Source organism: Streptomyces winkii (genome assembly GCF_032248595.1).
Taxonomy (GTDB): domain Bacteria; phylum Actinomycetota; class Actinomycetes; order Streptomycetales; family Streptomycetaceae; genus Streptomyces; species Streptomyces winkii.
The window spans coordinates 1-19,314 of record NZ_JASTTH010000013.1 but is presented as its reverse complement, the minus strand read 5'-3'; the positions used below and the strand labels follow the sequence as shown (position 1 = coordinate 19,314).

Below are 19,314 nucleotides of genomic sequence, written 5' to 3'. Positions count from 1 at the left end.
TACAACGATACGCACAATTGGGGGGTTACGGGCGGCTCGCCGGCGTGGAGCCTTCGTCGTCCGCGCCGGTCAACTCAGGCGCAGCGCAAGGAAGAAGTCGAGTTTGTCCTCCAGGCGGGACAGGTCGCGGCCCGTGAGCCGTTCTATTCGGCCCACGCGGTAGCGGAGGGTGTTGACGTGGAGATGGAGCTGTGCGGCGCAGCGCGTCCAGGAGCCGTCCGCGTCCAGGAACGCGGCCAGGGTCGGGACCAGTTCGGCGCGGTGGCGGCGGTCGTAGTCGTGCAGCGGCGCCAGCAGGCGGGCGGTGAACGCGCGGCGCACGTCGTCGGGGACGAAGGGGAGGAGCAGCACGTGTGACGCCAGCTCCTCGTGCCCGGCCGCGCAGACGCGCCCGTCGCGCGCCGCCGCCACCCGCCGTGCGTGGCGGGCCTCTTCGAGCGCGCCGTGCAGCGCCCCCGCGGTGTGGACGGTGGCGCTCACGCCGAGCGTGAGGCGTTCGCCGTCGGCGAGGCCCGCTTCGAGCGGTTCGCGGACGGCGGCGAGCAGGGTCTCCGCGTTGAGGCCGCGGCCGGGGGAGTCCGCCGTCTCGTCCTCCTCGGCTTCGGGGTCGCCGTCCCGCGCGCCGTGGCCGCCCGCGAGCGCCGGCAGCGGCACGAGTGCCACGGCCTCGCCGTCCCCTCGGTGCGCGACCGCCACGCGGTCGCCCGTCTCCACGCCGCCCGTGCGGGGGTCGAGCAGGATCTCCTCCAGGAGGGACCGGCACTCGTGGCCGTCCCCGTGGCGCGAGCCGCCGGTGCGCGTACCGCCGCGCGAACCGTCGAGCCGCGCCACGACGACCTGCCAGTGCGGGGCGCTGCCCAGGCCGGGGAGGAGCACGGGGGCGGCGACGCGCAGGCGTGCGGCGATCTCGGCGGGCGGCGCGCCGGTGTGCAGGAGTTCCAGCACCTCCGTGGCGAGGCGGCGGCGGACCGTACGGGCCGCGTCCCGCCTGTCGCGCTCGACGGCGATGAGCTGCGTGACGCCGCGCAGCAGATCGAGGCGCTCCGCCGGCCAGTCGCCCGCGTCGTCCTCCACCGCGAGGAACCAGTCGGAGAGAGCGGGCGGTTCGCCGTGTTCGGCCGTGCCCACGTCGCGGGGGGCGGCACCACCCGCCGGGTCCGCCGCGGAGCCCGTGCCGTGGACCGGGAAGAGCGAGTAGGTGCTGCCGCACGCGGTGACCCGGTGCGGATGCCCGCCCGGTCGCCCTCCGCGCACGGAGGTGAGGTGCTCGCTCGCGAGCCGCGAGCGCACCACGGGCGGCAGCTCCGGAACCGGACCCGAACCCGGACCCGAACCCGGGCCCGAACCCGAGGCGGAACCCGGACCCGGGCTCGGCCCCGGACCAGTCCCCGCGCCCGAACCCGCGTCGGCAACCCGGCCCGCGCCCGCCACCGTACGTCCCGTCACGGACAGCACCCACGCCCGCAGATCGAGGTCCGAGCCGAGCAGGTCGAGTACGACGTCGGGGCCGCCGCCCGCGGGACCGGCCGACATCATGCGGCGGTGCCTCTCCACCACGGCCGCCAGGTCGCCCGCACGTTCCGTGGAGACCTGCCGCAGCACATGCTCCGTGACGGTCGCGAACGCCACGGCCTCCGCGACGGCGAACAGCGGCATCCTGTGCTCTGCGCACGCCGCCACCAGCGAATCCGGGACCAGGCCCAGTTCGGCCTCGCCCGCCGCGAGCCCGGCGACGCCCGCCGCGGCGACGATGCGTACGAAGGGCTCGGCGTCCTCCGGGGCCCGGTACCAGGCCAGGCCGGTCAGGACCAGCTCGTCGCCAGAGAGGTAGCGGCTGGGATCGCGCAGGTCGGTCGTCATGACGCCCCGCACCGTACGGTCCAGCTCGTCCTCCCCCGTGAGGAGACGCAGACCGAGCGAGCCGGTCTCCAGGAGTGCGCGCAGGCGCATGGTCGTTCGCCGCCGTTCTGTGAGCTGTGAGTGCCGGTTGTGCTGCCGCGCCCGTCCGGAGAACGGGGAGCGGAAAGCAGGGAGCGTAGTGGGGCGGGATGCGAGCCGGGGCCGGGGAGGCCCCGTGCGATGCCGCGGGCGGCACGCTCCGCGGCGTTCGTACGAATCTACAAGAAGGTTCCGGTGAGCGGACAAGAGCTTCATGGCTTTGGTGACTGCCCGTGGTAGGGCACACATCGGTGTACTGATCCGGAATCGCAAACGCACGACGCGTACGCCGACGACTCGCGTACGTCCGGGAACGAACGTCCGAGACCGCGCACGTCCGAGACGGCGTACGTCAGCGAACGCGTACGTCGGCGACCTGAAGCGAATCGAGAAGAGCATGGAGTTCCTGCGCCCCGCCCGGTGGGAGGAGGCGCTCGCCGCGAAGGCCGAGCACCCCACAGCCGTGCCCATCGCGGGCGGCACCGACGTCATGGTCGAGATCAACTTCGACCAGCGCCGCCCCGCACAGCTGCTGGACCTGAACCGCATCACCGAGCTGCACGAATGGGAGACCGGCGAGGAGGACGTCGCCCTCGGCGCCTGCGTGCCGTATGCGCGGATCATCGACGACCTCCGGCGTGAACTGCCGGGGCTCGCGCTCGCCGCGCACACGGTCGGTTCGCCGCAGATCCGCAACCGCGGCAGCGTCGGCGGCAACCTCGGGGCGGCCTCGCCCGCGGGCGACTCGCACCCGCCGCTGCTGACCTCCGGCGCGGAGGTCGAGGCCGAGTCCGTGCGCGGCTCGCGCCGCATCCCCGTCGAGGACTTCTTCACCGGCGTCAAGCGCAACGCTCTCGCCGACGACGAACTGATCAAGCGCGTGCACATCAAGAAGGCGACCGGACCCCAGCAGTTCTCCAAGATCGGCACCCGCAACGCGATGGTCATCGCGGTCTGCGGCTTCTCCGTCGCGCTGCACCCTGAGCGCCGCGGAGTGCGGGCCGCGGTCGGCTCCGCGGCGCCCACGCCGTTCCGTGCCCTCGCGGCCGAGGACTTCCTCTGCGCCGCGCTGGAGGACGCCGGGCTCTGGGAGAGCGGCGGGGCCCTGCCGCCGTCCATGGCGCGGCAGTTCGCCGAGCTGTGCGCCGCGGCGTGCAACCCCATCGACGACGTACGAGGCAGCGCCGCGTACCGCAGGCACGCCGTCGGCGTGATGGCACGCCGCACGCTCGGCTGGGTCTGGGACGACTACCGCGCCGGCGGTGCGGCCCGCACAGGAACCGCCACTGGAACCCGTACCGCGACCGGCACTGCGGCCGGCACCGACGAAGGAGGCTCGCGATGCGCGTGACGTTCACCGTCAACGGACGGCGGCACGAGGCCGACGACGTGTGGGAGGGCGAGTCGCTGCTCTACGTGCTGCGCGAGCGCATGGGCCTCCCCGGCTCCAAGAACGCCTGCGAGCAAGGCGAATGCGGCTCCTGCACCGTACGGCTCGACGGCGAGTCCGTGTGCGCGTGCCTGGTGGCCGCCGGGCAGGTCGAGGGCCGGGACGTCGTGACCGTCGAGGGGCTCGCCGAGTACGCACGGCAGCGCACCGCATCCGCGGACGCCCCCGCGGCGGTCACCGCCCCCGGGACCGCGCCCGTCTCCGCCGCCGAGGAGCAGCGCTGGCAGCCCGCGCCCGGGCCCGGCGCCGAGGTCCGGCTCTCGCCCGTACAGCAGGCGTTCATCGACGCGGGTGCCGTCCAGTGCGGCTTCTGCACGCCGGGCCTGCTCGTCGCCGCCGACGAGCTCATCGAGCGCAACGCGCGTCCGTCCGACGCCGACATCCGCGAAGCCCTCTCGGGCAACCTGTGCCGCTGCACCGGCTACGAGAAGATCCTCGACGCGGTACGGCTGGCGGCCGCCCGTACGGACCACGAACCGGGACACGGACCGGGACACGGACCCGGCGGCGAACCGGGACACGAATCCGGCCCTGCGCAGGGAGAGGTGGTCTGAGATGCCCGGAGCGGCCCCGACCCGCATCCCCACCGCCCTCACCCAGGGCAGCGCCACCCGAGGCGGCGTCGGCGAATCCACGCTGCGCCCCGACGGGACGCTGAAGGTCACCGGCGAGTTCGCCTACGCCTCCGACCTGTGGCACGAGGACATGCTCTGGGGCTGCACGCTGCGCAGCCCGTACTCGCACGCCGAGATCCGGTCCGTCGACGTGTCCGAGGCGCTGAAGGTCCCCGGCGTGTACAGCGTGATGACGCACGACGACCTGCCCGCCGAGACGCACTTCGGGCTGGAGATCCACGACCAGCCGGTGCTGGCGAAGGACCGCGTGCGCTACCACGGTGAGGCCGTCGCCGTCGTCGCCGCCGACCACCCGGAGACCGCGCGCCGCGCCGCGGCGAAGATCCACGTCGAGTACGCCGAACTGCCGCCCGTGCACGACGAGGAGAGCGCGACCGCCCCCGGCGCCCCCGTACTGCATCCCGGCCGCGAAGACCATCACGCGCCGCACGTGCCGCACCCCAACATCGTCCACCGGCAGCCCATCGTGCGCGGCGACGTCGCGGCGGCCAGGGCACGCGCCGACGTCGTCGTGCGCGGCGAGTACGAAGTGGGCATGCAGGACCAGGCGTTCCTCGGCCCCGAGTCGGGTCTCGCCGTCCCCGCCGAGGACGGCGGCATCGACCTCTACATCGCCACCCAGTGGCTGCACGTCGACCGCGACCAGCTCGCACCCGTGCTCGGCCTGCCCAGCGACAAGGTGCGGCTGACGCTCTCCGGAGTCGGGGGCGCGTTCGGCGCGCGCGAGGACATGTCGATGCAGGCCCACGCGTGCCTGCTGGCGATGGCGACCGGCAAGCCCGTCAAGATCGTCTACAACCGCTACGAGTCCTTCTTCGGGCACGTGCACCGCCATCCGGCCAAGCTCACCTACGAGCACGGCGCCGACAGCGACGGCAAGCTCCTCTACATGACGTGCCGCATCGTGCTCGACGGCGGTGCGTACGCCTCGTCCTCGCCCGCCGTCGTCGGGAACGCCGCGTCGCTGGGCGTCGGCCCGTACGAGGTCCCCAACGTCGACGTCGAGGCGGTCGCCCTCTACACCAACAACCCGCCGTGCGGCGCCATGCGCGGCTTCGGCGCCGTCCAGGCCTGCTTCGCGTACGAGGCGCAGATGGACCGCCTCGCCGCCGAACTCGGCATGGACCCGGTCGAGTTGAGGCAGCGCAACGCCATGTCGCAGGGCTCGCTGCTCCCGACCGGGCAGCGTGTCGACTCGCCCGCGCCGGTGGCGGAGATCCTCCGCCGCGTCAAGGCGATGCCGATGCCGCCCGAGCGGCAGTGGAAGAGCTCCGACGCCCTCGGCGCCGGGAGCGGCGGCGCCACCGGCGTCGACGTACGGGCGCTGCCGGGCGGCCTGTCCAACACCACGCACGGCGAAGGCGTCGTGCGTGGCGTGGGGTACGCCGTCGGCATCAAGAACGTCGGCTTCTCCGAGGGCTTCGACGACTACTCGACCGCCCGCGTCCGCCTCGAAGTCGCCGGCGGGGAGCCCGTCGCCGTCGTGCACACCGCGATGGCCGAGGTCGGCCAGGGCGGCGTCACCGTGCACGCGCAGATCGCCCGCACCGAACTCGGCGTATCGGGCGTGAGCATCCTGCCCGCCGACACTCAGGTCGGCTCCGCGGGTTCGACGTCGGCGTCACGGCAGACCTATATGACGGGCGGCGCCGTGAAGCAGGCGTGCGAGGCCGTACGCGAACGGGTCCTGCGGCTCGGCCGGGAGAGGTTCGCCGGGCAGCACCCCGCGTGGGACGCCGGAGGCACGCTCCTGCTGGAGGGCGGCAAGGTCGTCACCGAGGGCGGCGAGGTCCTCGCCGCGCTCGCGGACGTACTCGGCGACGAAGTCGTCGAGGAGGAACTGGAGTTCAGGCACCGACCGACCGAGCCGTTCGACCTCAGGACCGGGCAGGGCTTCGGCCACGTCCAGTACTCCTTCGCCGCACACCGCGCCGTCGTCGAGGTCGACACCGAACTGGGCCTGGTCAAGGTCGTCGAACTCGCCTGCGCGCAGGACGTCGGCAAGGCCATCAACCCCCTGTCGACCGTCGGCCAGATCCAGGGCGGCACGACACAGGGCCTGGGCCTGGCCGTCATGGAGGAGATCCTCGTCGACCCGGGCGGCAAGGTGCGCAACCCCTCCTTCACCGACTATCTGATCCCCACCATCCTCGACACCCCCGCCATCCCCGTGGATGTCCTCGAACTCGCCGACGAGCACGCCCCGTACGGGCTGCGCGGAGTCGGTGAGGCGCCGACGCTCTCCTCCACCCCCGCAGTCGTCGCCGCCATCCGCGACGCGACCGGCCTCGCCCTCAACAGGGTTCCGGTCCGTCCCGAGCATCTGACCGGCACCACCCCCGCCGGCAGCGCATAGCGGGCAGCAGCCCGCCGTCCCTTCTCGTCTCGGGCCGTCCCCCGGGTCGTGCATCCCAATCCCCGCAGCCTGCGGGCACCTCCCAGACGGAGTCCGTGGAGGCGCTCACACCGCACTGCGGGGTGCCCTACGAAACTTGGGAGCCCGCACATGACCCAGCACACCTCGTCCTCCCCGCCCGTCTCAGGCCCGGGCGCCGGGGAGCGTCCGGCGCGCACGCCCGCCGGACGCTCCCGGCTCGACCGGTACTTCCGCATATCGGAGCGTCACTCGACCCTCGCGCGCGAAGTGCGCGGCGGCGCGACGACGTTCATGGCCATGGCCTACATCGTCCTGCTCAACCCGGTGATCCTCTCCGTGCCCGACGTGGGGAAGGCCACCCTCGACGCCGGACAGGTCACCACCGCCACCGCGTTCGCCGCCGCGGCCACCACCCTCGTGATGGGCGTGCTCGGCAACGTTCCGCTGGCGCTCGCGTCGGGGCTCAGCGTCTCCGCCGTGCTCGCCTACCAGGTCGCGCCGACGATGACGTGGCCCAACGCCTTCGGCATGTGCGTCGTCTACGGGTCGGTGATCATCCTGCTCGTCGTCACGGGACTGCGGCGACTGATCATGGACGCCATCCCGCCGGCGATGAAGCACGCCATCACCATGGGCATCGGCCTCTTCGTCACGCTCATCGGGCTCGTACAGGCCGGCTTCGTGACGAGCATGCCCGGGCCCGGCGGAGTGGCCGGCGCCAAACCGCTCCAGCTGGGCACCCACGACATGCTCACGGGCTGGCCGGTGCTGTGCTTCGCCGTCACCGTGCTGCTGGTCTTCGTGCTCCAGGTGCGGCGCGTACCCGGAGCGATCCTGACCGGCATCGTCGGCGGCACCGTCGTGGCGGGTCTCGTCCATCAATTCGCCGGGCTGGACAAGAAGGACTGGGGCGGGCGCAACGCGCCGGAGATCTCCGGAAGCATCGTGAGCACCCCCGACTTCGGGCTGTTCGGCAAGGTCTCCTTCGACGGCATCACGGACGTCGGCGCGGTGACGGTCGGCGTCATCGTCTTCACGCTCGTACTGGCGGGCTTCTTCGACGCCATCGGCACGATCATCGGCATCGGGCAGCAGGCGGGCCTCGCCGGGAGCGACGGCCGCATGCCGGGGCTGAACAAGGCGCTGGCGATCGACGGCGCCGGGGGAGTGGCGGGCGGACTCACGGGCGCCTCCGGGCAGACCGTGTTCGTCGAGTCCACGGCAGGCGTCGGCGACGGCGCACGGACCGGACTGGCCAGCGTCGTCACCGGACTCGGCTTCACGCTCTGCCTGTTCTTCACGCCGCTCGCGCAGGTCATCCCGACGCAGGTCGCGGCGGCGGCGCTCGTCGTCATCGGCTCGATGATGATGACCAACGCACGGCACATCGACTGGAACGACATCGCCACCACCGTCCCGGTCTTCCTGACGACGGTGCTGATGCCCTTCACATACTCGATCACCGCGGGGATCGCCGCCGGAAGCATCTCCTACGTCGTGATCAAGTCGGCGCAGGGCAGGTGGCGCCAGGTCGGCCCGCTGATGTGGGGTCTGGCGGCCGTCTTCCTGGTGTACTTCGCGCTCAGCCCGCTGGAGGGGTGGCTGGGGGCGGGGTGACGGAGGGGGTGACGGGGGTGGTCGCGAGCGTGAGGCGACCGGCGTGGGGTGGCGGGCGTGGGGTAACGGAGGTGGGCTGACGGAAATGGGCTGACAGATATCGGTTGTTGTCAGCTGAGAGGCGACGGACGTCAGCTGCCAGCTGACAACTACCAGCTGACAACGCCACTACGTCCGCCCGACGCTCACCCCGTACGTCCGCCCACACCCCGCCCACACCCCGCGCAACGGTCAGTCCACACACCGGAGCACACGCCCGGTCACCCCCACCGCGCGTAAGCTCGCAGGTCGCAGCCGCCGCGCATGCCGTAAGGAGCCATCGATGCTGGACATCGCCGCCGAACTGCACCGGTGGTGCGAAGAGGAGCGCGACTTCGCCGTCGCGACCGTCGTCGCCGTGAGCGGCAGCGCGCCCCGCAGTCCCGGCGCCGCGCTCGCCGTGGACGCGCGCGGTGAGGCGGTCGGCAGCGTCTCCGGCGGGTGCGTCGAAGGCGCCGTATACGAGCTGTGCCAGGAGGCGATGGACTCCGGGCGCAGCGTGGTCGAGCGCTTCGGCTACAGCGACGAGGACGCGTTCGCCGTCGGACTGACGTGCGGCGGCGTCATCGACGTCCTCGTCACGCCGGTCCGCGCGGGCAGCGGTGTATACGCGTTGTACGCGGACGCGGTGGCCGCCGCCGCGCGGGGCAGCGCCGTCGCGCTGACCCGCGTCGTCGAGGGGCCGGAGGAGTTGCTGGGCGGCGCGATGTGTCTGCCCGCCGACGGCGCGGCCTCGGGCACCCTCGGCGGCTCCGCCGCCCTCGACGAGACCGCCGCCGCCCACGCGCGCGCACTGCTCGACGCGGGCCGCACCGCCACCGTCGAGACCGGCACGGAGGGCGGCCCGCCCGGCGCGGGCGGCCTGGGCGCGGCGGGCGAGGGCGACCCGCTGTGCGGGCCCGCGGTGACCCTGCTGGTCGAGTCGAGCGCGCCGCCGCCGCGGATGCTCGTCTTCGGGGCGATCGACTTCGCGGGAGCGCTGGCCCGCACGGGTGCGTTCCTGGGCTACCGGGTCACCGTCTGCGACGCCCGTCCCGTCTTCGCGACCGCGGCCCGCTTCCCGGACGCGGACGAGGTCGTCGTGGAGTGGCCGCACCGCTATCTCGACTCCCAGGAGCTGGACGCCCGTACGGTCGTGTGCGTGCTGACGCACGACACCAAGTTCGATGTGCCGCTGCTGGAGCGGGCGTTGCGGCTTCCGGTCGCGTATGTGGGAGCCATGGGTTCGCGCCGCACCCATCTCGCCCGGCTGGAGCAGCTGCGCGAGGCGGGTGTCGGCGAGGCCGAACTGGAGCGGCTGCACTCGCCGATCGGCCTCGACCTCGGCGCCCGTACGCCCGAGGAGACGGCCGTCTCGATCGCCGCCGAGATCGTGGCGGCACGCCACGGCGGCACCGGCGTCCCCCTGACGGGCGCCCACACCCCGATCCACCGTTAGGCACGCCGTCGAAGTTCCGCGCGGGGCATGGGGGTTGGCACGCGCCGCTCTCGGCCTGAAGGGGTGTGCGCCACAGGGCTGTGGTGTCGGTCGTCGGCGCAGCGTTGCTACGCCTTCTCCCTTGCGCCGTTTCTGCGTGCAGCTTCTGCCCCTTGCGGGTGGTGGTCCGCGTGATGCGTGTCGTCCGCTTGTTTTCCGGTTGCGGCCCGGGGCCGGGTCCGGTGCTCAGCGCCGGTCCGAACAGGCCGCGGTGACCGCCGCCGTGATGGCGGCGCCTCCGGCGTCCCCGCCCCAGGGACCCGCCGCGGACGCGGCCACGCGGGCGGGCCCCGTCGCGTCCAGTCGCCCCGGTGTGCGTGCGGCGGTGGCCGTCGCCGGGCGGCCGTCCAGCAGCGCGAGGCCGACCGGGGTGAGCATGTGACGTACCGCGTTGCGTTCGCGGCTGCTCGCGATCAGTCCCGCGCCGCGCAGCACCGCGGCGTGCTCGCTGGCCGAGGAGACCGACACCCCCGCCCGGCGGGCCAGTTCGGTCGTGGTGCAGTTGCCGCCGACGGACTGGAGCACCGCTGCCCTGGTGTGCCCCAGCAGCCGGGAGAGGTGTACGCCCGTCGCGGTGTCGCCGGTCATGTGGACGGGACGGCCCGCGGCCCGCGCCGGATAGACCATCGTCGGCGGCAGTGACGGGTCAGCCAGAGCGACCGGCGTACGGCGGCAGAAGTACGACGGGATCAGCAGCAGCCCGCGGCCGTCGAGACGCATGTCGTTGTCGATCGGGTAGTCGCACTCCAGCACCGGCGGCTTCCAGCGCATGACGGGCGCGAACGTCCGCAGCATCGCGTCCGTGCCGGCGTTCCACTGGATGCGCGTCCGCCAGGTGCGGTCCGCCTCGATGCCCGCACGAACGCGCTGCCAGGACGTGCCGAACGCCACGCGCCGGTAGTCGCGCAGCGCGGACCCGAGGCGGCGCAGCGCGGGCGCCGAGCCCTCCGCGACCGAGCGCGTCCAGGGACCCGGCCGTCTTCCGTCGCTCAACTTCTCGATCTGGCTGCGGAGTTGGCCGCGGGGCGTGGAGAGCAGCGAGTCCAGTCCGGCCTCGAATCCCTGCGAACCCTCCGCCGGAGTGAGGAAGTCGGGAAAGTAGCCGCGCGCCGGGACGAGCGGCAGCAGCAGCCGAAGCGACGGTGAGACGTTGCGCAGCACATGGCCCCGCCAGTCGTCCAGTACGACCTCCCGGTTCCTGTCCTGGAGTTGATGCAGACTCAGTACGGACTCCCAGAGCGGGTCCGGTCCGTCGGCGACCCTCGTACGGGCCATGTCCCCCGCGGTGAAGTGCACACGCAGCATGAATCCCCCGATGTACCAAGCGTGTTCGTGCCGCTCGGCCTGTGCGGCACGCACGTCGGCGTGAGCCGACCGTCCGACCCTGCTGTGCGGGCTTGTCCCGTGACAAGAGAAAAGCCCCACTTGGGACAACGGGACGATCCGGGCCTCATGAGCTGCTAATTTCCCTTGATGTGGGACGCGTCGGCGCGCGGTCCCACGGGCGTGGGCCACGGGGGAAGGCAGGAGGGGGCCGCGATGTCATCGGCGAGAGGCGCTCCGGCGCCGCCGGGACTGGGGGAAGAGCTCGAGGCGCTGAAGCGGCGCAGCGGACGCAGCTATGCGGCGCTCGCTCACCGCACCGGGCTGAGCAGCTCCACGCTCCACCGCTACTGCCAGGGCAGTACGGTGCCGAACACCTTCGGTGCGGTCGAGAGCATCGCCCGCGCGTGCGCGGCGGACGAGGCGGAGTTGGACCGCCTCTACCGGGCGTGGCGGCGGGCAGTCGCCGAGCAGGACGCCGATCCGGGCACCGGCACCGGCAGCGGCACCGGTGCCCATGCCGCTGCCGAATCCGGTTCCGGCAAGGGCGTGGACACCGGCTCAGGAACCGCCGCCGTCACAGGTACGGACACCGCAACCGGCCCGCCCGGAGCCCGACATCCCGCCGTCCCCCGCGCGTTACATGCCGGTTTCTGGCTCCGGGCCGCGGCGCTGCTGGTGGTCCTCGTCGTCACCTCGTACGCCACGGCCGCCTCCCATCTGCGCTCCCGGAGCGACCCGCGCGGGCCCGCCACTGGCGCGGAGGCGGCCGCCCGCGGCGGCGCCGGTGAGCAGCGGCTCCGGGGGCCGGACTGGTCCGCGACACCCCGCCGCGTACCGGCGCGGTTCTTCGGCCTCACGCTCAACACCGACACCGGGCGCATGCCGGGCTTCCGCACCGGCGCCGTGCGGCTGTGGGAGAGCGAGACCCGCTGGGGCACCATCGAGCCGGACCGAGGCCGCTACGACTGGTCGACGGCGGACCGGATGGTCGAGGGCGCCGAACGCAAGGACCTGCCCGTCCTGTTCACCCTCTCCGGGACGCCGCTGTGGGCGGGGCCGCCCGACGCCCGCAGGAGCGGCTACGAGGACTCGCTCGCCTCGCCTCCCGAAGACCTCGCCGACTGGGACCGGTTCGTCGGCGAGATCGCGGAGCGCTACCGCGGGCGCGTCGAGTCGTACGAGCTGTGGGACTACCCGAGCCACCCCCTGCACTACGCGGGAAGCCTCGCCACCCTCGCGGAGATGGTCGAGCGCGCCTCCCGGATCATCCGCCGCGCCGACCCCTCGGCGCTGATCGCCTGCCCGTCCTTCGGGGGGCTGTGGACGGGTGAAGGGAGGGAGACACTGCGGAAGTTCGCGCGTACGGGCGCCTTCAAGAGCTGCGACGCGGCCGCGTTGAAGCTTCCGCCGCGCAAGGCCGCCGGCCCTCCCGAGGAGACCGTCGAACTCGCAGAGGAGGCGCGGGACATCCTCTACGAGGAGGGCGTCGTCGACCTTCCGCTGTGGAACACCGGCACGGACCGCGACGTCGCCGTCGCCGCGCCGCTCGACGCCCGCCGTGCCCGCGACTACGCGGTGCGCTTCTATCTGGCGGGCCTCTACGCCTGGCACTCAGGCGTGCGGCGGATGTACTTCTACAGCTGGGGCAGCACGGGCATCCCCCTCGTGGTGCAGCCCGTCGGGGGCCGTCCCACGGAGGCCGGCCGCCGCATGGAGCGGCTCTTCCGGTGGCTGGCGGACGCCCGGATCTCCGGCTGCGGTAAGGGCACCCGGATGGGTCTCGCCGAAGGCGCGTACACCTGCCGCTTCGAGCGCCACGGGGAGCCGGTCCACGTCTACTGGACGACGCGGGGGCGCGCCCGCGTGACCCTGGGCGAAGGTGCCGGCGTCCTGCGCCACATGGACGGCGGTACGGCACGTGTACGGCCCGGCGACCGGATCGGCTTCGGCGAGGAACCGGTGCTGGTCGAGTACCGCGCGGGGTGAACCGTCCGGCGCGGGACGAGCCGTTCACGGCGGCCCGCCCCGGGCCCGCCACAACGACCTGGCGTGCCGGGGGAGTTCGCGGACGGGGAGTTCAGAACAGCTTGATGTCCGCGAGCACCGCGAGGTGGTCGGAGCCGTCAAGGTCGAGGAACTGCGCCTCGACGGCGGTCAGCGGGTCGCTGACCAGGACGTGGTCGATCTGCGCCCCCATCGGCCGCAGCGGCGTGTTGTCCGGCCAGGTCGGCGTGCGGGACTGCCCGGTGAGGCGGGCCGCGTCGTTCATCCCGGTCCGCAGGACGGAGCGGAAAGCGGCGTGGTCCTGCGAGGAGTTGAAGTCGCCGGCGATGATCGTCGGCGTCTCGCCGCGCGAAGCCCCGTACGAGCGCAGCGTCTTGAGCTCCTCGCGCCAGCTGCCCAGCGCGTCCGGCTTCGGCGGCATCGGATGGGCCACCTGCACCTTCACGGACTTGCCGGAGACGTCGGCGACGGCGCCGGGCATGGCCAGCCGCCCCGGCAGGGCGTCCTTCTTCTCCAGCGGGAACGCGCTCAGCAGAGCCGAACCGCGCGCGCCCTCGCCCTCGATGATGTGCCGGTAGGGGTAGGTCTCCCGCATCCGCGCGCCGCGCAGTGCCTCCGCGCACCGGCTGTCGCACTCCTGGACGGAGACGATCTGCGGGCGCTCTCGTCGCAGCGTGTCCAGGAGCGCCTCGGTCGCGGTGCCGTACCGCAGGTTGGCGGTCAGCACGCGGAAGCGCGCGACGCCGTTGCGCTCGGCGGCGCCCGCCGGTGCGTCCGGGCCCTGGGGGAGGGTGTATCCGACGGTGGCGGCGAGCACGGCGATCGCCCAGACGGCGAGGAGACCGCGGCGGGACAGCACGGCGTACAGCAGCGCCAGCCAGCCCGGCACGAGGAACCAGGGGAGAAACGCGAGGAGTTGGGCGATGGGCGTGGGCCCGTCGTCGTCCATGCCGCGGAAGACGATCGGAACGGTGAGGACGGCCAGCACCAGGGCGACGAACCAGGCCATGGGCCGCCGGCCCGTCCGCCGCGGAGCCTGCTCGCGGCGTACGCGCTCGAAGGGGGGTCGGACGGGCCGTGCGGTGGGCTGGAGCCGATGCCCCGTCACCGTGCCACGGCCGCCGCCCCGCCTGATGCGATGGTTCCGGTCCCCCGTCAACACGCTCCTGATGGTGCCTTATCGCACGCGCCTTCGGCTGCCTGTCCTTCTGATCTTTTCTTCGTCCGCGCACTTCCCGACGAGACATGACGGACCTGGTCGCGGAGCGTCAAGAACTCCCCTCACACGGTCCTCAACGGCTCTTCACACGGGCATGGAGCCGGGGCACTTGCCCCCCTTTTGCAGGGCCGGACACCTTCCGGGCGATGAGTTCCAGCAGCCCCGGGTGTCTGCACGCGCACCTGCCCCCGAAGTGCGGGGGCGAACTGCGAGCGAGGAGGCCCGCTGTGAAGTTCATGATCATGCTTCAGGGGACGCAGTCGGACTACGACGCCATGAACGGCAGCCCGTCCGAGGACGCACCCGCCTGGACCAAGGACGACATCCAGGCGATGTTCGGTTTCATGCAGAAGCTCAACGAGGACCTCGCCGCCTCCGGCGAACTCATCGGCGGGCAGGGGCTGACCGCCCCGGCGGAGGCCGGCGTGGTCACCGCCGACGGCGACGGACGGCCCGTGGTCTCCCGCGACGGGTACGGCGTGCGGCAGGAGGTGCCCGTGGGCTACTGGCTGCTGGAGTGCCCGAGCTTCGAGCGGGCGACGCAGATCGCGGTCCGCATCCAGATGTGCCCCGTCCCGGAGGGCACGCCGAACTACCCGGTGATCGTCCGGCCGGTGCAGGCGGAGCCGCCGACGGGCTCGTAGCAGGCGGCCGTGCGGCCGGGAGCGGGAGGCGGGGAGCGGCGGGAAGCGGGCGCCGGAGGGCGCGCGATCGCTGCCGGGCCGGTCCAGGCCCGGCCGGTCCCGGCGGGTGCGCTCCGGCCGGGGACGGAGGTCAGCCCGGCGACGTCGGAGAGGAGTCCGCCGGGGCGGCCGGCAGGCACGAGGCGACCCGGTCCGCGGTGGCCCGCGCGCGTGGACCGGTGGTGGCGAGCGCGAGCAGCAGTACGACGGCGCCGCACCCCGTGAAGATCCACCACGCCGTCGTGTGCGAACCGGCCGCGACCGCCGCACCGATGACGGCGACGCCCAGCGCGGAGCCGACCTGACGGCTCGTCGAGGCGATGCTCGCGGCCACCCCGGAGCGCGACCGCGGCATGCCGGAGACGGCGGCGTTGGTGATGGGCGCGTTGACCAGCCCGAAGCCGATGCCGAACAGGACGTACGCGGTGAACAGCAGCACGTCGTTCCGCTCGGCGTCGAGGAGCGCGAACAGCAGGCCGCTCGCCGTCATGAAGAGACCGGCGAGCAGCAGCGGCAGCCGGGCGCCGCGGATCGCGACGAGATGACCTGACAGCGGTGCGAAGACCGCGGTCATCGCCGCCATCGGCAGCAGGTGCAGCCCGGCCTGGAAGGCGGAGAGCCCCCGGGTGTTCTGGAGATACAGGGTGCTGAGGAAGAGGAAGCCCGCGAGCGCCGCGAACGACGTGACCGCGGTGAGCGTCGCGCCGGAGAAGGGGAGGCTGCGGAAGAAGCGGAATTCGACGAGCGGTTCGCTCCGCCGCCGCTCGTACGCGGGCAGAGCCGCCGTCGCGCACGCGCTCGCGCCGAAGCAGCCGAGGATCAGCGGCGACGTCCAGCCGGAGTTGCGGCCCTCGATGATGGCGAAGGTGAGCGACCCGAGGGCGGCCATCACGAGCAGTTGACCGCCCGGGTCCAGCTTCCGGGGGTGCGGCGCCCGCGACTCCGGTACGAACAGCGCGGTCAGCAGCAGCGCGGCGAGGCCGATGGGGATGTTCAGCCAGAAGATGGAGCGCCAGCCGACCGACGCCACGAGCACGCCGCCCAGCAGCGGTCCCGCCGCCATGGAGACGCCGACGACGCCGCCCCACACGCCGATCGCGCGGGCACGCTCCCGCGGTTCGATGAAGGTGTTCGTGATGATCGACATGGCGACGGGGTTGAGCATCGAGCCGCCGATCGCCTGGAGCGCGCGGAACGCGACGAGCCAGCCGAGCCCCGGCGCCAGCGCGCACAGCAGCGAGCCTCCCGTGAAGAGCACCAGGCCGGTCTGGAACACGCGCCGCCGCCCCACCCGGTCGGCCGTCGAGCCGGACAGCATCAGCAGGGAGGCGATGACGAGCGTGTAGGCGTCGAGAGTCCACTGCAACCCGGAGACGGACGCGTGCAGTTCCCGCTGGAGCGAGGGCAGAGCGACGTTCAGCGCCGTGTTGTCGAGGCTGACGATCAGCAGGCTCATGCAGCAGATCGCCAGCACGAGGAGGCGCCTGGGGGTGCTCGCACTCGTCTCGTCCGTGGATGCGGGGGACATGACACCAGCATCCACGCCCGCCGTACGAACTGCTGCTCGGGGGTGGTGTGCGGCGGCTCGGTGACTCAGGATGATCCGCAGTGTGACCAGCGGCGGGCCCGCGGCGGGTTGATGACGGCCCGGCGGTCGGGCCGTCGGGCGGGCCGGATGACCGGGCGACCGGCGTCGGCGCCCGTCCACCGGCGCCACCGGCAGCCACCGGCGGCGGGCGGCAAGGCGCCCGACGGCACACAGCACGCAGACAGCGGCATCCGAGGAGTGACGATGACGGCGACCGAGCCCACCAGCCCCACCGACGCCTTCCGCGCCGCCCGGGACACCCTGCTGCGGCACCGGACCGACTACGACGCCGCGCGCGCCGCCTTCTCCTGGCCCCGTCCCGAGCACTTCAACTGGGCGCTCGACTGGTTCGACGCCGTGGCCGAGGGCAACGACCGCACCGCGCTGCACATCGTCGAGGAGGACGGCGCCGGCGCCCGCTACTCGTTCGCCGAGATGCGCGACCGCTCCGCGCAGGCCGCCAACTGGCTCCGCGCGCAAGGCGTCGAGGCCGGTCACCGCGTCATCGTGATGCTCGGCAACCAGGTCGAGCTGTGGGAGACACTGCTGGCCTGCATGAAGCTGCGGGCCGTCGTCATCCCGGCCACCCCGCTGCTCGGCCCGGCCGACCTCGCCGACCGGATCGACCGCGGCGAGGCCCGCCACGTGGTCGTACGGGCCGAGGACACCGGCAAGTTCGCGACCGTCGAGGGCGACTACACCCGCATCGCCGTGGGCGGCACCGGCGCCCCGGAAGAGGGCTGGCTCGCCTACGAGGACGCCTACGGCGCCTCCGCCGCCTTCGAGCCCGACGGCCCGACCCGCGCCGCGGACACGCTCCTGCTCTACTTCACCTCCGGGACCACGGCGCAGCCGAAGCTCGTCGAGCACACCCATGTCTCGTATCCCGTGGGCCACTTGGCGACGATGTACTGGATCGGGCTCCAGCCCGGCGACGTACACCTCAACATCTCCTCGCCGGGCTGGGCAAAGCACGCGTGGTCCAACGTCTTCGCGCCGTGGAACGCCGAGGCGACCATCTTCATCTACAACTACGCGCGCTTCGACGCGGACCGCCTCCTCGCCGAGATCGAGAAGGCCGGCGTCACCAGCTTCTGCGCGCCGCCCACCGTGTGGCGCATGCTCATTCAGGCCGACCTGAGCAAGCTGACCGCCGTGCCGCGCGAGGTCGTCGCGGCGGGCGAGCCGCTCAACCCGGAGGTCATCGAGCACGTGCGGCGCGCGTGGGGCACGACGATCCGCGACGGCTTCGGCCAGACCGAGACGGCCGTCCAGGTCGCCAACTCCCCGGGGCAGCGGCTCAAGCCGGGGTCCATGGGGCGCGCCATGCCCGGGTTCGACGTGACGCTGCTCGACCCGGTGACGGGTGAGGCGGGCGTCGACGAGGGCGAGATCTGCCTCGACCTGTCCGCTCGTCCCGTCGGGCTGATGACCGGCTACCGCGGCGACGGCGAACGCACCGGCGAGTCGATGGCGGGCGGCTACTACCGCACGGGAGACATCGGTTCGCGCGACGAGGACGGCTACATCACGTACGTCGGCCGCTCCGACGACGTCTTCAAGGCGAGCGACTACAAGATCTCCCCGTTCGAGCTGGAGAGCGCGCTGCTGGAGCACGAGGCGGTCGCCGAGGCCGCGGTCGTCCCCTCGCCGGACGAGCTGCGGCTGGCCGTGCCGAAGGCGTACGTGGTGCTCGCGGAGGGGTGGGAGCCCGGGGCGGAGACGGCCGACGCGATCTTCGCGCACTCGCGGGAGACGCTGGCGCCGTACAAGCGCGTGCGCGTCATCGAGTTCGCCGATCTGCCGAAGACGATCTCCGGCAAGATCCGCCGCGTCGAACTGCGTGCACACGCGGCGCAGGGGCCGGGGGAGGAGTTCCGCGAGCGCTGAGGACGGGCACCAGCGGGGTGGTGCCGACGGGGTGGTGCCGACGGCGCGACGGCCCGTGTGGTCCCTCGGTCCGGTCGTCAGCAGACGGAGCGGATCAGGTCGTCGGCCGGGTCGTTGACGGCCTGCGGCATGCCCGTCAGATCGAGGACGAAGAGCGGCACGGACAGCGAGTCCGCACGGGTGCGGGCCTCGCGCGAGTAGCCCGCCAGGGAGAAACAGGCCGTGTCCACATCCTCGTTGAGCCCGTTCAGCCAGAGCGTCTCGACCTCGCGCAGGGTCGTCGGCGCGGTCGTGGGATCGACGTGCGCGATGATGCCCGCCCCGCGCACGTCCACCCCGGAGGACGGACGCTTCTCCGTGACCCGCACCTCGGGAAAGCCCAGCCACCGCAGATACTCGGCCGCGGCGGTACGGGCGTCCTGTGCCGTACGGATCGTGACGGGGCGGAAGGCGGGGCGCGACCTGTGCCGCGGTTGCTCCTGCGTGCCGTGGGCCTTGACCGGCGCGGGCGCGGACGAGGAACCCTCGTTCCCCGCCGGCGTCCCGGCCGGGGCGGGCGGTGCGGCACCTTCGGGCTCGCCGTTCGCACCGGTCGCCTCGGGGGCTCCGGCGACGCCCGCCGGGGCGGCGTCACCGGGGGTGGCCGCGGGCGAGGTGCCCGCGGGCTGCTCGTCCGCGGCGGGGCCCGGCTGCGGCGGCACGACCGGCATCCTCAGCAACGTGCCGCACCCGCAGCCGAGTTCGGGCTGCGGCCACTCCTTGGACATCCCGCACGCCGGACAGCGGACCTCCACCCAGGACCCGGCCCACGTACGGTGCCGCACCTGCGCGGGCGTGCCGTCGCGAAGCAGCGGCAGCGCGACGGGGGCGCCGCAGTCGCACGGGTAGACCGGCGGCGTGTAGGTGTGCTCGCGGCGGCACTCCGGGCAGCGCACGGGCACGCTTTCTGCCATCTCTTCGGCTCCAGCGGCATCAACGGGACGGTCATCGGTACGACGGGCAGGGGGCGTTGAGGGCCTGCCCATATCGTCGCCGAAAGGACGCGGTTTCCGAAGAGGAACGGCCCAGAAA

Annotated in this window: 12 protein-coding genes and 1 pseudogene; 8 read left to right on the top strand and 5 right to left on the bottom strand. The window is 72.9% G+C overall.

Annotated features, from left to right (window positions below; all coding sequences use genetic code 11):
• Nucleotides 1–69: 69 nt before the first annotated feature.
• Complete coding sequence (locus tag QQM67_RS29845; RefSeq protein ID WP_314178411.1) at nt 70–1,950, bottom strand: helix-turn-helix domain-containing protein; 1,881 nt, start codon at nt 1,948–1,950, stop codon at nt 70–72.
• Nucleotides 1,951–2,335: 385 nt separating this feature from the next.
• Here QQM67_RS29845 and QQM67_RS29840 point away from each other — a divergent pair, with 385 nt between their 5' ends.
• The 5 genes and pseudogenes from QQM67_RS29840 to QQM67_RS29820 all read left to right on the top strand — a co-directional run bounded on the left by QQM67_RS29840 (nt 2,336) and on the right by QQM67_RS29820 (nt 9,494).
• Complete coding sequence (locus tag QQM67_RS29840) at nt 2,336–3,289, top strand: FAD binding domain-containing protein (protein ID WP_314178410.1); 954 nt, start codon at nt 2,336–2,338, stop codon at nt 3,287–3,289.
• A pseudogene (locus QQM67_RS29835) lies at nt 3,280–3,858 on the top strand ((2Fe-2S)-binding protein); the annotation flags it as partial. The gene QQM67_RS29840 and the pseudogene QQM67_RS29835, both read left to right, overlap by 10 nt.
• Nucleotides 3,859–3,943: 85 nt before the next feature.
• Nucleotides 3,944–6,379, top strand: a complete 2,436-nt coding sequence (gene pucD / locus QQM67_RS29830; protein WP_314178407.1) for a xanthine dehydrogenase subunit D — start codon at nt 3,944–3,946, stop codon at nt 6,377–6,379.
• 150 nt (nt 6,380–6,529) lie between these two features.
• Nucleotides 6,530–8,017 (top strand): NCS2 family permease, encoded by a 1,488-nt coding sequence (locus QQM67_RS29825; protein ID WP_314178406.1) that lies wholly within the window; start codon nt 6,530–6,532, stop codon nt 8,015–8,017.
• A 322-nt stretch (nt 8,018–8,339) separates the two neighbouring features.
• A complete protein-coding gene (locus tag QQM67_RS29820) occupies nt 8,340–9,494 on the top strand; it encodes an XdhC/CoxI family protein (protein WP_314178403.1) in 1,155 nt (384 codons plus the stop codon).
• 225 nt (nt 9,495–9,719) lie between these two features.
• Here the strand turns inward: QQM67_RS29820 and QQM67_RS29815 are convergent, their stop codons facing one another.
• A complete protein-coding gene (locus QQM67_RS29815) occupies nt 9,720–10,838 on the bottom strand; it encodes an ArsR/SmtB family transcription factor (protein ID WP_314178401.1) in 1,119 nt (372 codons plus the stop codon).
• Nucleotides 10,839–11,072: 234 nt separating this feature from the next.
• Here QQM67_RS29815 and QQM67_RS29810 point away from each other — a divergent pair, with 234 nt between their 5' ends.
• The gene (locus QQM67_RS29810; RefSeq protein ID WP_314178399.1) at nt 11,073–12,845 is read left to right on the top strand and encodes a helix-turn-helix domain-containing protein; all 1,773 of its coding nucleotides are present in this window, start codon (nt 11,073–11,075) and stop codon (nt 12,843–12,845) included.
• A 91-nt stretch (nt 12,846–12,936) separates the two neighbouring features.
• Here QQM67_RS29810 and QQM67_RS29805 read toward each other — a convergent pair whose 3' ends face one another.
• Nucleotides 12,937–13,872: an endonuclease/exonuclease/phosphatase family protein gene (locus QQM67_RS29805; protein WP_314178398.1), complete on the bottom strand. Its 936-nt coding sequence runs from the start codon at nt 13,870–13,872 to the stop codon at nt 12,937–12,939.
• Between the two features lie 446 nt (nt 13,873–14,318).
• Between QQM67_RS29805 and QQM67_RS29800 the strand changes: the two genes are divergently transcribed.
• Complete coding sequence (locus QQM67_RS29800) at nt 14,319–14,726, top strand: YciI family protein (RefSeq protein ID WP_314178621.1); 408 nt, start codon at nt 14,319–14,321, stop codon at nt 14,724–14,726.
• A gap of 130 nt (nt 14,727–14,856) precedes the next feature.
• Here the strand turns inward: QQM67_RS29800 and QQM67_RS29795 are convergent, their stop codons facing one another.
• A complete protein-coding gene (locus QQM67_RS29795; RefSeq protein WP_314178396.1) occupies nt 14,857–16,293 on the bottom strand; it encodes an MFS transporter in 1,437 nt (478 codons plus the stop codon).
• A 264-nt stretch (nt 16,294–16,557) separates the two neighbouring features.
• Between QQM67_RS29795 and QQM67_RS29790 the strand changes: the two genes are divergently transcribed.
• Entirely contained in the window at nt 16,558–18,243 is a 1,686-nt protein-coding gene (locus QQM67_RS29790; RefSeq protein WP_314178393.1) for an AMP-binding protein, read from the top strand.
• A gap of 77 nt (nt 18,244–18,320) precedes the next feature.
• Here QQM67_RS29790 and QQM67_RS29785 read toward each other — a convergent pair whose 3' ends face one another.
• Nucleotides 18,321–19,196 carry a hypothetical protein gene (locus QQM67_RS29785; RefSeq protein WP_314178391.1) on the bottom strand — a complete coding sequence of 292 codons (876 nt, stop codon included), beginning with the start codon at nt 19,194–19,196 and terminating at the stop codon, nt 18,321–18,323.
• Between the last annotated feature and the right edge of the window lie 118 nt (nt 19,197–19,314).

Coding starts and splice junctions, on each gene's coding strand:
- QQM67_RS29840 (WP_314178410.1), top strand. CDS start 2,336: ATGGAGTTCCTGCGCCCCGCCCGGTGGGAGGAGGCGCTCGCCGCGAAG.
- QQM67_RS29790 (WP_314178393.1), top strand. CDS start 16,558: ATGACGGCGACCGAGCCCACCAGCCCCACCGACGCCTTCCGCGCCGCC.
- QQM67_RS29820 (WP_314178403.1), top strand. CDS start 8,340: ATGCTGGACATCGCCGCCGAACTGCACCGGTGGTGCGAAGAGGAGCGC.
- QQM67_RS29805 (WP_314178398.1), bottom strand. CDS start 13,872: ATGGCCTGGTTCGTCGCCCTGGTGCTGGCCGTCCTCACCGTTCCGATC.
- QQM67_RS29825 (WP_314178406.1), top strand. CDS start 6,530: ATGACCCAGCACACCTCGTCCTCCCCGCCCGTCTCAGGCCCGGGCGCC.
- QQM67_RS29845 (WP_314178411.1), bottom strand. CDS start 1,950: ATGCGCCTGCGCGCACTCCTGGAGACCGGCTCGCTCGGTCTGCGTCTC.
- QQM67_RS29785 (WP_314178391.1), bottom strand. CDS start 19,196: ATGGCAGAAAGCGTGCCCGTGCGCTGCCCGGAGTGCCGCCGCGAGCAC.
- QQM67_RS29800 (WP_314178621.1), top strand. CDS start 14,319: ATGATCATGCTTCAGGGGACGCAGTCGGACTACGACGCCATGAACGGC.
- QQM67_RS29795 (WP_314178396.1), bottom strand. CDS start 16,293: ATGTCCCCCGCATCCACGGACGAGACGAGTGCGAGCACCCCCAGGCGC.
- QQM67_RS29815 (WP_314178401.1), bottom strand. CDS start 10,838: ATGCTGCGTGTGCACTTCACCGCGGGGGACATGGCCCGTACGAGGGTC.
- QQM67_RS29810 (WP_314178399.1), top strand. CDS start 11,073: ATGTCATCGGCGAGAGGCGCTCCGGCGCCGCCGGGACTGGGGGAAGAG.
- pucD (WP_314178407.1), top strand. CDS start 3,944: ATGCCCGGAGCGGCCCCGACCCGCATCCCCACCGCCCTCACCCAGGGC.